Below are 13,002 nucleotides of genomic sequence, written 5' to 3' on the forward strand. Positions count from 1 at the left end.
GTACCATGGAATTTGACGAATTACAAAAAGTATGGGACTCACAAAACGATAAGCCCCTCTACGCCATAGACGAAAACGCGTTGCACAACCGAATTATATCAAAGAAAAACAAGGGCCGGCATATCAGTAATATCAGCGAATTCCTGACCATCTTAGTGAATTTTGCTACCGGCGCTTTTATCCTCGGAATAAATATCCTCAAAGAAAACCCAAACATTTCCATGTACCTGCTATCTGCGTGGATGTTTAGCGTTGCCGTTTATACATTAGTAAGCCGCAGTCGAAGAATTAAAAACGATAATCTTTTTGACAGGTCAATACGTGGCGATCTTTTTCATGCAGTTTCCGTGGCAAATTACCAGGTAAAATTCTCGCGATTAATGCGGTGGAACATTCTGCCGATCTCATTATTCATGGTTTTGAGTGTTATGGAAAGCGGGAAATCAATTTGGTTAGCTGTAGGTACATCTGTATTTCTGATCCTTGCGAACTATGCCGCAGGCTGGGAGCACAATATTTATAAAACAAGAAAACTCGAACTTGAAATACTGCGCGACATGTTAGAAAACGATAAACAAGGCGAACTGGCAGCAGGTTAAATTCTTCTCCATTCATTTTCCATTTACTATTACTCGTGTCAGACGAAAGGTGAACGAAATAATCTATCAATTGGTTGTAGCACTTACCACAACCATTTCTCCGGTTGCACTAAAGGAAATTTCAGACTGGGTTTTTGCCCACGCCAGGTAGAATTTGAGGCAGGCGGATTCATTGCAAATATTTAACTTTAGTAACCCACTAAAACAAACCATCATGGAAATGCCAACACATGCGATCAACTGGGTTGAAATTCCAGTCACCGACTTCGACAGGGCAAAAACTTTTTTCAGCCGGATTTTTGATTATCAAATGCCCGAATCCACTATGGATAACAAACGCATGGGATTTTTATTGTATGACATGCAAAGCCGTGGGATCGGCGGAGCCATTGTAAAAGGGGAAGGATATGAACCTTCAAAAACAGGACCCAGGGTTTATCTGAATGGTGGTACTGACCTTAACACAGTACTTAACCGTGTAGAACCAGCAGGTGGAAAAATTGTGTTGCCTAAATCACAAATAACTGCGGAGTTAGGATACTTCGCTATTTTCGTAGATACAGAGGGCAATCAATTGTCTTTACATTCAATGTCATGAATTTAAGTCTGCAGCTGAAAAGAGAATTTTTTGTGCAAGTTCAATCATCTTAATAAATGAAGCCTAACTCTAAAGTCAATGCTGCTAAAACCAGTGCCTTAAAAAAAACTATTAAAGCTAAGCACAAAGCGGAAGAATTTGTTGAGCAGTTAACTTTTCTTGCTTCACAAAAAGCCTCAAAAAATTCGAAGTTCTTCAGCGATGATAACCCGGACAACAAATTTCTTGGCGTTCGTATGGCTGACATATTTTTACTGGCTAAGCACCACATGCAGATGCCAATTGAGGAGATTCAGAAATTGCTCAACAATGATTTTTATGAAGTAAGAGTGGGAGCTGTTAGTATTATGGACTTCGAGGCAAGGAATAAAAAGATTAGTGAAGAACAAAAGAAGGCACTTTATCAGCTTTATATAAAACACCACGATAGGATAAATAATTGGGACATGGTAGACCGTAGCGCTCCTTTCGTTGTGGGTGGTTACCTGTTTGACAAATCACGTGCGCCGCTTTACAAGCTGGCAAAATCTAAAAATGTCTGGGAGAGAAGAACAGCGATCGTAAGTACTTATTTTTTCATCAGGCAAAATGATCTGGATGACACTTTTAAGATTGCGGAAATTTTGGTTCATGATAAGCATGATCTTATTAACAAAGCAGTTGGAAGCTGGGTTCGTGAAGCAGGTAAAAGAGATGAAGCCAGGCTGCTTGGTTTCCTGGATAAGTATGGGAAAACGATGCCAAGAGTAACACTTCGGTATGCAATTGAAAAGCTTGATAATAAAGTGAAAAAGATGTATATGACAGTAATCTAATAGAGAGTCTATTCCCCATACCTAAACTTTATTGATATAAACCGGCGATCATAGTTTGAGACAGTATAATTTAATTCAACAATTAATTCAAATCATTCCTTATGAATTTTTTATCGCTTGCACCATTTATTCCTTCAGGGGCCGACTTCAATAAGGCTCGTCAGCTCTTCCAGGAAATAGGCTTCAGCATAACCTGGGACCAGGGTGACTATGTTGGGTTTGGGAAAGACGGATGTATATTCATCCTGCAGAAATACGATGACAAACATTTTGCCGAAAACCTGATGTTAACAGTAAAAGTTAGTGATGCAGAAGAGTTTTATAATTCAATGATAGAAAAACAGCTTCCGGAAAAGTTTGGTGTCAGGATATCAAAACCCCAACAACAGCCATATGGAAAAGAAGTTAATCTTATAGATCTGGCAGGGGTATGCTGGCATTTTGTGCAATAATTTACAGCGTTCAGACCAACCTTCGATTTTCTGGAAACTTTTGAATTTTAGTTCCTCTGTATATCTTTATGAAAGCCGGAGCGATGATCCAAAATCATTGCTCACACATATATTCTCTGAATTGGGGTTATTTACAATTGTATGGAAAAAATTAATTATGTACAGGGATTTAACTGGTTGGGAATTTATCAACTAATAGGGGGAATACTAGGAGTATATTATTTGAGTGTATTTACTTTGCAGGTACAGGAATTCACTTCAACGCTCCTGGTCTTAATAGGTCTGGGATTTATAATGTTTCTATTCTCGGTTTATTGCGGGATTTCAATATTTAAGAAGGAAACGAATTCACTGAAATGCTCGTTAATAAATCAGTATCTCCAACTTTTCGTAATCTCGGGACCAGGGATAGCATTTCAATATGTTGCCGGAGTATCAGTATTGTTTGGATTTAACATTACTGACCAGTTTCGAATATATCTGGACGCCTCTTTATCAGCCTGGTCCATTTCAATTGGTACCAATATGAGTGACAGGTTAATTGCCGTGAATCTCATAGCCATTGGCCTGGTCTTTCTTCTACATTATATATTAAATGATATAAACCGTGAAAAAGTCAGGGACCTGGTGAATTCTATTGGTTCATGACTGTCATTCGCATCCATAGGATGATTAACCTATTAATTGCAGCAGTTTGGATGATTAACGGCCTTTTCTGCAAGGTTCTTAACCTGGTTCCGCGACATCGCGAAATTGTCGGAAACCTACTTGGCCTTAAATATGCAAATTCATTAACTCTACTGATCGGCTTTCTTGAAATTGCCATGGCGATCTGGATCTTAAGCAACATAAGAAGCCGTCTGAATGCCATACTCCAAATTGTGATAATCGCCACAATGAATGTCATTGAATGTATAGCTGTTCCGCATCTGCTACTTTGGGGTTACTATAATGGATTCTTCGCTTTTCTTTTTATACTTTTGATTTATTACAATGAGTTTTACCTCAATAGCAAACCGGTGCTAAATCAATAACATTTTGTCTATTTTAAGAAACCATCCTTTTGCTGTTGAAGCCTTTTTTGAAAGCTCGTTGGTATTTACATTTGCGATTTCAAAGGAGCACCTGCAAGACCTCATCCCCCATTGCCTTGAATTAGATACATTTAATGATCATTGGGCTTTTGTTGCTATCGCAATGGTGCAAACAAAAGACCTAAGGCCGAAAGGCTTTCCTAAACAATTAGGTAATGACTTTTTTCTGATCGGATATCGCATCTTTGTCCGCTTTACAAATAAGGCAGGCAAAAAACTAAGGGGACTTTATATTTTAAAGTCGGAAACGAATAGTAAAAAGATGGAAGTTCTTGGTAACCTTTTTACAAATTATCAATATACAACTACAGATATCTCAAGGGTACACAAAAATGATACATTAGAAATCAGTTCAGCCAAGTCTGGTTTCCACGTAGTAATTGAAACGAAAAGCAAAGAAAACATTGAAATGCCAGATGCTACGCCGTTTTATGACTGGAAGGAGGCGCGAAGATATGCCGGTCCATTGCCCTTTACATTTTCATTTAATCCAATGACAAATAAAGTATTGATTATAGAAGGTGTTCGTAAACATTGGAAGCCGGAACCTGTTCGGGTTATTGATTACAGTTTTTCCTTTCCGGAGAAATTAGATTCAAAAGACTTCAGGCTTGCATGCGCATTTATCGTTAAAAACATTCCTTACACCTGGAAAAAAGGAAAAGTTGAATCATTATCGGTATGAGAAAACCATTTCAGGGTGTCCTTAATATAATTCGCTTCAACTGGCATTACTTTTTGACCTCAATAATTCTGGTCATTACTATAATATTTATTTATCCCGAAGTCAGTCCCATACTGGCTATTGGATTGAAGATCGTAATCATTTTCTTGATATTTTCTACTATTATTTCTTTGATTGTGTCCGCTTATATTTACGACTTTTCCCATTTATACAGTCTTTCCTGGACAGACAATTCAGATCAACATAAAAAACAAAAAATTGTCAATATCAATGCGGGTTTTGATGAAACAAGCGTCCTGATACGACAGAAGTTTCCGGCTGCTGATTTATATGTTTTTGATTTTTACAATCCGGACAGGCACACCGAGGTATCAATAAAACGGGCGAGAAGAGCATACCCCCCTTACCCGGGCACGCAATCAGTATCTACCAGCGCCCTGACGATAGAGAGTAATTCTGCAGCAAAAATATTCTGTATTTTTTCAGCCCATGAAATACGTGATGATGCCGAGAGAATATTGTTTTTTAATGAACTACATAGAATATTATCCGATGACGGCGAAATTATGATAACCGAACACCTCCGGGATGTTGCTAACTTTCTCGTATACAATATTGGCTTTTTCCACTTCCATTCGAAATCAAAATGGATGAGAACATTTTATGAAGCAGGACTTAATGTTTCAAGGCAAATAAAAATAACTCCTTTCATCACAACATTTATCCTTCAGAAAAATGCAACTTCATATTAAAATTGCGGGCGTGCTTCTTGTGCTTCTGGCTCTTATCCATTTTCTTTTTCCAAGATATTTCAAATGGAAAACAGAGCTAAATACTGTTAGCCATATTAACCGTGAAATGATGTATGTACATACGTTTTTTATTGCTCTGACTGTTTTCCTAATTGGTGTATTGTGCCTGACTTCTGCCATCGAATTGACAACAACACCTTTTGGTAAAAAGATCTCTTTGGGGCTTGGACTCTTTTGGACCATAAGGCTGATTTTCCAGTTCATAGTGTATTCGTCATCACACTGGAGAGGAAAACGATTTGAATCAATTATACATGTCGTTTTTATATTTCTGTGGACTTATTTTGGTTGTGTCTTTTTTGTAGCATCTCAATCGGGGATATCCTGATTTTTAGCGTCTGAGATAGTATACCCCATAAGAAATCTTAAATCCACACTTTTGACGCAATCAACCCTTATAATTGTCTTCTTCACACACTATAAAGAATTATTTGCCCTGTTATCTTTGAATCGTCAAAAATCATTCAACGATTCCAGATTATTAAACTTCTAAAATTTAAAGTCATGGCCAGCGTAAGTACTTATCTTAATTTCTCCCGCAACACCGAAGAAGCCTTCAATTTTTACAAAACTGTTTTCGGGGGTGAATTTTTAGGCAACGGAATCATGAGATTCAGCGACATACCTCCTGGACCGGAAAATCCACCATTGGCTGAGGGAGACAAAAACCTTGTGATGCATGTCGAACTAAGAATACTCGGCAGCCATAGTCTAATGGGAACAGATGCTCCTGAGTCGATGGGATTTAAACTGAATTTTGGAAACAACGTTTATATCAATCTTCAGCCAGACACCCGTGTAGAAACAAAACGCTTGTTCGATCAGTTAGCCAAAGGGGGAAAGGTTGGTATGGAGCTTGCGGATATGTTTTGGGGAGACTATTTTGGCAGCTGTACAGACAAGTATGGTGTGCAATGGATGTTTAACTGCAATGAGAAAAAATAACAATTTTCGAAAAGTTAGTCTGATCTGAGCCGCCAATCAAGACCCTTGGATTTGGTATCTTTATAGTATGATCCCTATTTTATTTCAGGATACAAGTTTTATGAATTGATTGCGAATACCTTTTAGAACACGTGGATTTGAGTGAGCCCCTGTTGGTACAACTAAAGGTTCTGAGGACAGAACATAACAGCTTTTATTATGATTTTAATTGTCATCAGTCTATCGCTCAAAATCAAACAGCTGCTGACGAATTTGAAGAATTTAAAAGATCAATAAAACTATCATAAATTTGGGGGCTAATTAAATCATAAAGCCTAGATTGAGCCAAACGTCTTTCAGACAACTCTCAAATGAACAAAAGTGGCCCTATAATAGTGATCGAAGATGACCTTGATGATAAGGAGATTCTCGACGAGATATTTAATGAGCTTAATTTCGAAAATAAGATCATCTTTTTTACCGAAGGTGAAAAGGCACTGGATTACCTTATCAACACAGAGATTGAGCCATTTCTCATATTGTCAGACATTAACATGCCTAAACTAACAGGTATCGAATTAAGAGAAAAGATACATACCAATGAAGATTTAAGAATCAAATGTATACCCTACCTATTTTTCAGCACCAGCGCCGAGCAGCAGCATGTTGTAGATGCTTACTCCAAATCTGTGCAGGGTTTTTTTGTGAAGCCACATAGTTTTGAAAAACTCAAGCGCATAATTGGGATAATCGTAGAATACTGGCAGGAATGCGTATCACCTAATTATATCAAATAGGCAGCTCAGGTAAAAAAATCAGCACGAAAATTTCAATTGAACATTCTTTTTATTTGCAGCAGGAATAAATGGCGAAGTGCAACCGCTGAGGCTATTTACAAAGGCAACATGCTACACCAGTTTAAATCCGCCGGCACCGAGCCATCGGCGGTGATCAAAGTTTCTGCAAAACATATCATCTGGGCTGATCTTATCTTTACCATGGAAAAGCGACACAAACAAAGGTTAATGGAAAAGTATCCTGGTGAGACAAGGTTCAAGAATATGATCGTCCTTGATATACCAGATGAATATCAATATATGGATGAAGAGTTGGTTGAAATGATCAGGACCTCAGTGGATCCATATTTATAAAATAAGTATTCTCAATAAAAAACATGAGATATGAACATACTCGAAAAACCCTTTTTTGCACCTCAGCTTTACATAAAAAGCGGAGTCAAAAATATTGACTTTTATATTGAAGCTTTTGGTGCGGTCGAGCTAAGGCGTTTCACAAATGAAGATGGAACTATTCATGTTGCGGAACTTGCAATTAACGGTGCGATATTCCATCTGCATGAGGAAACAGTCTATAACCGGATGTTGAGTCCCCAAAACCTGAATGGCACAACAACAAAGATTGGCTTGTTCGTACCGGATGTTGATGTAGTGGTAAACCAGGCGATCAAGGCGGGTGCTATAGAAATTACGCCGCCACAGGATTATGACTATGGGTATCGCCAGGCAGAGTTCCGGGATCCATTTGGCCACTGCTGGTTAATTGAAATGAAAATTTGATGCTTTTTAAAAGCAGCCTGTTATCAAACCGCTATAAACTAAACCCAAATCCAATTTCTCAATCTATCTAAATCCTGATCATGGACTCCACTGAACTCAAAAACCTACAGGCTCCTTTAAAAGAGAAATATAAATCTGAACCCGAATCTGCTATAATCACGTTGACAGCAACAGGAAAAATTGGTGAAGGTATATCCTGTAATATTCAAACAAACCGGGCAATGATTGAAGCGGGGCTCCACCCTGCAACTGGCGGTACGGGTATGTTGGCTTGTTCAGGAGACCTGTTGCTTGAAGCCCTCGTAGCCTGCGCCGGCGTTACCCTGAGTGCAGTGTCAACGGCTATCGGTATTGACATTAAAAGCGGAACAATAAGTGCAGAGGGTGACCTGGACTTCCGGGGAACTTTAGGAGTTTCAAAAGAAGCGCCGGTTGGTTTCAAATCGATAAGACTAACCTTTAACCTTGAGTCGGAAGCTACTTCAGAACAACTTGAAAGCCTTAAGAAATTAACCGAGCGATATTGTGTGATATACCAAACATTGATGAATGGAGTGAAAGTGGAAACTAAATACAAAAGCTTTATATAGCGGCGTCCTGTGTTTCGTGCGTTGTATATATCCTTTCACACTTTAACCCCACTAATCATGACAGGTTGATGAAATTTTATTATTTCTCTCTGCAACGAAAGAATTGTAATAAAGGTCAACACCTGATGTAAGCTCAACGCCTGATCTGATCTTTCGTTTGGTTCTATACCTCAGGATGGACCACTCAACTTTGGGTAAAAGCCGACAAACGAAACTATGAGCGGGAAACCCCTCATGGCTCAAAAGCCACGTTGAATCACGCCGAATGGATCTCAAAATAACACGGACGGTTATATATGGACGGGGGCTTCTGAAAAGACGCCCCTTTTTTATTTTCACATCATTTTTTTTTCACCTCGCTACTATCAGTAGCAAATGAAATTCAGCATAAAGTGTTCAATTATTTGATTTATGTCAAAAGCATGATTATCATATCCTGAGTAACCCAAGCTTACTCATGGTGCTGACCGGTTTATTGAACCAGAATAATTCGAAATCATCAAAGCCCTTCGCTTCAAAACTTTCCCTTAGTTCCAGCATAGTATAAGTCTTCGGATTGTTGATGGAGATTTGCGATAAGGTTTCGCTTAACCATTCACCCTGTTCTTTCGGGAGCTGAAGATTATGTGTTTGTTTACGCGTATCAAAATGCAGCGTAACCATTTCACGTTGGTTGCCTTTTTTTGACTGAACAAAATATTCACTTCGCGTAAGCCTGCCCAACCAGATCACTTTTGCATTCGGTCGAAAAGTGGTTATATCATCATCCAATAGTGCATTGACAATAAAGTCCGGTGCGATGCTGGTTTTTGGCGCTTTAAAATCAAACCATTTATGAACGGGATCATCAAGACGAATGCCGTGCATGAAGTTGAATAGCGACTTCTTCAAACCAAAACTATATAGTTCATGATCCGCTCCCGAAGGGTCAAGATGCATAATATCATTGTTGGCAAAGCTACCGGTCTGCAACGATTCTTTACTCACCTTATATTTCTCAGGCTCCATTCCAACAGGGCTATGTGCTGTCATTGTAAACTGGTGCCAGAATGCGGACTGGAGGATCCCGGCTTTGAACAACTGTCGTACCATCTCAAGTGAATCAATCGTTTCCTGGGCGGTTTGTGTAGGAAAGCCATACATGAGATAAGCATGTACCATGATGCCGGCTTCAGTTAAATGTTTAGTAACACGTGCAACCTGGGCTACTGTTATACCTTTTTGAATCAGCTCCAGCAAACGGTCTGAAGCCACTTCCAGTCCACCTGAAACAGCTATACATCCTGATGCCTTTAATAATAAACAAAGATCCCGCGTAAAACTTTTTTCGAAACGGACGTTGGTCCACCAGCTCACAATAAGTTTGCGCCGGATTATTTCGATAGCTAAGGCCCGCATCAATGCCGGGGGAGCCGCTTCATCAACAAAATGAAAACCGTTTTCACCAGTTTGTGCTATCATGGTCTCCATGCGATCACAGAGCATTTTTGCGGCCATCGGTTCGTATGACTTTATATAGTCAAGTGAAATGTCGCAGAAAGTACATTTGCCCCAGTAGCAACCATGTGCCATCGTCAATTTATTCCAACGTCCATCACTCCATAAACGATGCATCGGGTTCACCACCTCAATTGCCGAAATGTACTTATCCAGGAAAAAATCACTGTAATCCGGAGTGCCAACTTCTGACTGTTTATAATCGGAGCAACCGGGATTATTTATATATTCAACGTTTCCATCCACTAAAATGAAAGTTCTTTTCAGGCTAGCCAGTGGTTTTAGCCCCTGGACATAGCCAATAAGATTTTCAACCGGAGCTTCACCATCGTCAAGGGTGATAAAATCTATAAATTCAAAAACCCTGGCATCGCTGAGAGAACGTAGTTCCGTATTCGGAAATCCACCGCCCATGGCCACACGAATATGAGGATGATTTTTTTTGATCCATTGCCCACAACGTAAAGCCGCATATAAATTACCGGGGAATGGTACCGATATCGCAACAAGCGCCGGCATAACTTCGGTTATACGTTGCTGTAAGATACCCGTCATTATCTCATCAACAAATGTTGGTGTATCGTTTAAGGAATGATATAAATCGTCAAAGCTATTCGCAGATCTGCCCAGTTTTTCAGCATAGCGGCTAAAACCAAAATGATCATCCAGGCATTCTTTAATGAGATCCGAAATGTCTTCAAGATACATGGTGGCAAAATGTTTTGCCTTGTCCTGGATACCCATCGAACCAAAGGCCCAGTCGAGATCATCAAGCTGCGAAAAACGGGAAGCTTCGGGTAAAAAATCTCTTTTTGATATCAGGTGAGCAAGGGTCGGATTTTTCCCCTGGAGAAAGAGTATTACAGGATCAATTGTCTGGATATATTCGGCCTGAAGTCCGATGATACGTTCGGCGTTATCTGAGAATTTCTGATTCAGTTCTTTTATCTTAGAGAAGATAGCTCCAAGCCCTTTACGGCAAAATATAGCAAGCGTCACTTCAATTCCAAGATCAGATTGCCTTGAAGAGATGCTTTTTGTGTTCAGGAAACCTTTCAGATATGCAGTAGCCGGGTATGGCGTGTTCAATTGTGTGAAAGGAGGAGTAATCAGGTAGACAGTCGCACTCAAATCAGGCGGTTTAAGCCGCAAAATTATCTATTATCCTGCAAAGTATTTGATAAAGAAACAATTCGGATCCTGGCTTATATCTTATCAACCGCAGCTTTCAGGGCAGCAACCGATTTCTTTTCATTCCCGATGAAAATATTCTTTCCGAGAATGGTTACCGGGCGTTTCAGGAATGTATAATGCTCAAGAATGAGGTCGCGATAGTCATTCTCGCCGAGTTTTTTATCTTTCAGTCCCCTTTCCTTGTACAGCATTGCACGCCGGCTGAACAATGCCTCATAACTGCCAGCCATTTTTTTCATCTGATCAAGCTGAGCCAGGCTAATATGTTCAGTTTTAATGTCCTGCATCACCACATTTTTGTCATTGATCCCGGTTTCTTCGATAATTGCCTGGCAGGTGGTACAATTGCCCCGATGGTACATTTTCTGCATAATCTGCAAAATAAGGAGGATTCTATGTAATATTTTATCTTGCAGCGATACTTATAGTTAGAACATCATTTTCAAGCTTCTGCAAAAACAGGTAAACCAGGACGAATTTGTGGCTTTGGTAAATCAGCACCGGCCAATGCTATTTAAGGTTTGTAATCTGTATTGCCGTCAGGAACACGAACGCCAGGATCTTTTCCAGGAAATCGTGATCCAGCTCTGGCGGGCATATCCTGGCTTCAGGGGTGACTCAAAGTTCAGCACCTGGATGTACCGGATTGCGTTAAACACGGCCATTTCAGATCTGCGTAAGAAAAAACACCACATCATCACCACTGAACCAGACGGACTACCGGATGGAATTGATGATATACAAAACTACCAGGAGAAGGAAGATAAATTGAAGCAGCTTTATGCTGCGATCAGTCAACTGACTGAAATTGAAAAAGCCATCGTAATGCTCTACCTCGAAGACAGGAGCTACGATGAAATGGAAGATATTCTGGGTATCAATCAAAATAATCTCAGGGTTAAAATGAACCGTATCAAAGACAAATTAAGAAAACTCACAAAAGCCGTAGAATATGGATCTTGATCAACTAAAAGATATCTGGCAGGGGCAGGATCAACCGGTCAGTGAGCTGCAGGGCAAACAGGAAATTCTTGCACTTTTGAAAAAAAGATCGCAGGGCCCGATTGCCAAAATGAAACGCAACCTTCAATGGGAGCTGATATTCGTTATTGTAAGTTACACTGCCCTTATAACACATTATTTTACCGCATTTGACCAGGATCTCCACTCTGTGGCCTGGTTCCTCCTGGTTATCGCCCTGCTCTTCGTTGCCTATTATTATAAGAAGAACAAACTTTTGAACGAAATGCAACATGTTTCAGGTAAGGTAAAGGTTCACCTGGAACGGCAGGTTAATACCCTTGAAAAATTTGTCAGGTCATACTTGTTTGCTGGGGCCGCACTTGTTCCTGCCTGCCTTGCATTTTTCGGTTGGATATTTTATAAGGAATTACCCGAGTTGTCTAAGAATAGCATTTTTTTCTCTTCAGCTGAAAATCCGGCCTGGAAGGCAGTTCTGGCCTGGACCCTGGTAACTGTGGCCTTAACAGTGCTCGTTTTTTTTGTACAAAGATGGCTGCTGGACAAATTATACGGCAATCATATCCGCAAACTCCGCCAGATTGTTGCTGAGATGTCTGAAGAATAACGCAATCTGTATACATTTACTTTATGACGCAAACATCACCACAGGAATTTACCCTCGTGAAACCGCATTGGCTGAAACGCGGTCTTCGTCTTTATGAAGGGAAAGTTCAGGTTGGAAAAATTGAATATACGAGGCGGTTAAGGTTGGATGCAGTGGCTACCTTCCTGGATGAGAGATGGAAGATTACGCAAACCGGTTTCTGGAAGTCGTTTCTTGAATTCAGCAACTCAGGAAAACCATTATCCAAAATAAAAATTCATCCAACGTTTGGTGGTAATCTTGAATGGAACAGCAGCGATGGCAAATCTTTTATCTTCCGCAAAATAAAATGGTGGAAAAATACCTGGGCCTGGTATGATGAAAATGGAAACGCCGTAATGGAGATTCGTCCTGATCACTCTTTTACAAACAAGCAGGCATATATCAGCATCCACGATAGAAATCTCACAGACTACCGGCTGATGACACTAATTGGCATCTTCATTTTTCAGACTCAAAAATCCCGGGCCGCGGCTGCAGCAACCTAAGCGAAACACGCTCTGACACCTCTTTTTATAAAGATCCATAGGTTTATAAA

At 39.9% G+C, this 13,002-nt stretch carries 19 protein-coding genes; 17 read left to right on the forward strand and 2 right to left on the reverse strand.

The features are described from left to right. Nucleotides 1-5 precede the first annotated feature (5 nt). The 14 genes from VK664_RS13230 to VK664_RS13295 all read left to right on the forward strand — a co-directional run bounded on the left by VK664_RS13230 (nt 6) and on the right by VK664_RS13295 (nt 8,146). Complete coding sequence (locus tag VK664_RS13230; protein WP_461399144.1) at nt 6-599, forward strand: hypothetical protein; 594 nt, start codon at nt 6-8, stop codon at nt 597-599. A gap of 214 nt (nt 600-813) precedes the next feature. Further along, entirely contained in the window at nt 814-1,197 is a 384-nt protein-coding gene (locus VK664_RS13235) for a VOC family protein (RefSeq protein ID WP_461399145.1), read from the forward strand. 56 nt (nt 1,198-1,253) lie between these two features. Next, complete coding sequence (locus VK664_RS13240) at nt 1,254-2,012, forward strand: DNA alkylation repair protein (protein ID WP_461399146.1); 759 nt, start codon at nt 1,254-1,256, stop codon at nt 2,010-2,012. 101 nt (nt 2,013-2,113) lie between these two features. Further along, nucleotides 2,114-2,464: a VOC family protein gene (locus VK664_RS13245; RefSeq protein WP_461399147.1), complete on the forward strand. Its 351-nt coding sequence runs from the start codon at nt 2,114-2,116 to the stop codon at nt 2,462-2,464. Nucleotides 2,465-2,605: 141 nt separating this feature from the next. Further along, complete coding sequence (locus VK664_RS13250) at nt 2,606-3,112, forward strand: hypothetical protein (RefSeq protein ID WP_461399148.1); 507 nt, start codon at nt 2,606-2,608, stop codon at nt 3,110-3,112. Nucleotides 3,113-3,162: 50 nt separating this feature from the next. Then, nucleotides 3,163-3,498, forward strand: coding sequence for a DoxX-like family protein (locus VK664_RS13255; protein ID WP_461399149.1), 336 nt, complete (start codon nt 3,163-3,165; stop codon nt 3,496-3,498). Between the two features lie 4 nt (nt 3,499-3,502). Further along, nucleotides 3,503-4,243 carry a DUF2071 domain-containing protein gene (locus VK664_RS13260; protein WP_461399150.1) on the forward strand — a complete coding sequence of 247 codons (741 nt, stop codon included), beginning with the start codon at nt 3,503-3,505 and terminating at the stop codon, nt 4,241-4,243. Then, complete coding sequence (locus tag VK664_RS13265) at nt 4,240-4,995, forward strand: methyltransferase (protein WP_461399151.1); 756 nt, start codon at nt 4,240-4,242, stop codon at nt 4,993-4,995. Before VK664_RS13260 ends, VK664_RS13265 begins: the two co-directional genes overlap by 4 nt. A gap of 10 nt (nt 4,996-5,005) precedes the next feature. Continuing rightward, nucleotides 5,006-5,383 (forward strand): hypothetical protein, encoded by a 378-nt coding sequence (locus VK664_RS13270; protein WP_461399152.1) that lies wholly within the window; start codon nt 5,006-5,008, stop codon nt 5,381-5,383. Nucleotides 5,384-5,559: 176 nt separating this feature from the next. Beyond that, on the forward strand, nt 5,560-6,000 hold the full coding sequence (locus VK664_RS13275; RefSeq protein WP_461399153.1) for a VOC family protein: 441 nt from the start codon (nt 5,560-5,562) through the stop codon (nt 5,998-6,000). 350 nt (nt 6,001-6,350) lie between these two features. Continuing rightward, entirely contained in the window at nt 6,351-6,776 is a 426-nt protein-coding gene (locus tag VK664_RS13280; RefSeq protein WP_461399154.1) for a response regulator, read from the forward strand. A 36-nt stretch (nt 6,777-6,812) separates the two neighbouring features. Then, complete coding sequence (locus tag VK664_RS13285; protein WP_461399155.1) at nt 6,813-7,130, forward strand: low molecular weight protein tyrosine phosphatase family protein; 318 nt, start codon at nt 6,813-6,815, stop codon at nt 7,128-7,130. A gap of 30 nt (nt 7,131-7,160) precedes the next feature. Further along, nucleotides 7,161-7,556: a VOC family protein gene (locus VK664_RS13290; protein WP_461399156.1), complete on the forward strand. Its 396-nt coding sequence runs from the start codon at nt 7,161-7,163 to the stop codon at nt 7,554-7,556. Nucleotides 7,557-7,636: 80 nt separating this feature from the next. Further along, entirely contained in the window at nt 7,637-8,146 is a 510-nt protein-coding gene (locus VK664_RS13295; protein ID WP_461399157.1) for an OsmC family protein, read from the forward strand. Between the two features lie 429 nt (nt 8,147-8,575). On the opposite strand, the gene VK664_RS13300 is transcribed toward VK664_RS13295, so the two are convergent. Together VK664_RS13300 and VK664_RS13305 are read right to left on the reverse strand one after the other, a co-directional pair. Continuing rightward, the gene (locus VK664_RS13300) at nt 8,576-10,774 is read right to left on the reverse strand and encodes a B12-binding domain-containing radical SAM protein (RefSeq protein ID WP_461399158.1); all 2,199 of its coding nucleotides are present in this window, start codon (nt 10,772-10,774) and stop codon (nt 8,576-8,578) included. A gap of 74 nt (nt 10,775-10,848) precedes the next feature. Beyond that, the gene (locus VK664_RS13305) at nt 10,849-11,208 is read right to left on the reverse strand and encodes an arsenate reductase family protein (protein WP_461399159.1); all 360 of its coding nucleotides are present in this window, start codon (nt 11,206-11,208) and stop codon (nt 10,849-10,851) included. Between the two features lie 109 nt (nt 11,209-11,317). Here VK664_RS13305 and VK664_RS13310 point away from each other — a divergent pair, with 109 nt between their 5' ends. From VK664_RS13310 to VK664_RS13320, 3 genes are read left to right on the forward strand one after another with little or no spacing between them, the layout of a single operon-like run. Further along, nucleotides 11,318-11,800, forward strand: coding sequence for an RNA polymerase sigma factor (locus VK664_RS13310; RefSeq protein WP_461399160.1), 483 nt, complete (start codon nt 11,318-11,320; stop codon nt 11,798-11,800). After that, on the forward strand, nt 11,790-12,425 hold the full coding sequence (locus VK664_RS13315; protein ID WP_461399161.1) for a hypothetical protein: 636 nt from the start codon (nt 11,790-11,792) through the stop codon (nt 12,423-12,425). The genes VK664_RS13310 and VK664_RS13315 overlap by 11 nt, the downstream gene beginning before the upstream one ends. 23 nt (nt 12,426-12,448) lie before the next feature. Further along, a complete protein-coding gene (locus tag VK664_RS13320) occupies nt 12,449-12,952 on the forward strand; it encodes a hypothetical protein (RefSeq protein WP_461399162.1) in 504 nt (167 codons plus the stop codon). Nucleotides 12,953-13,002 lie beyond the last annotated feature (50 nt).

Origin of the sequence: Flavitalea sp. (genome assembly GCF_035489435.1) — a bacterium.
GTDB lineage: Bacteria > Bacteroidota > Bacteroidia > Chitinophagales > Chitinophagaceae > DATHKG01.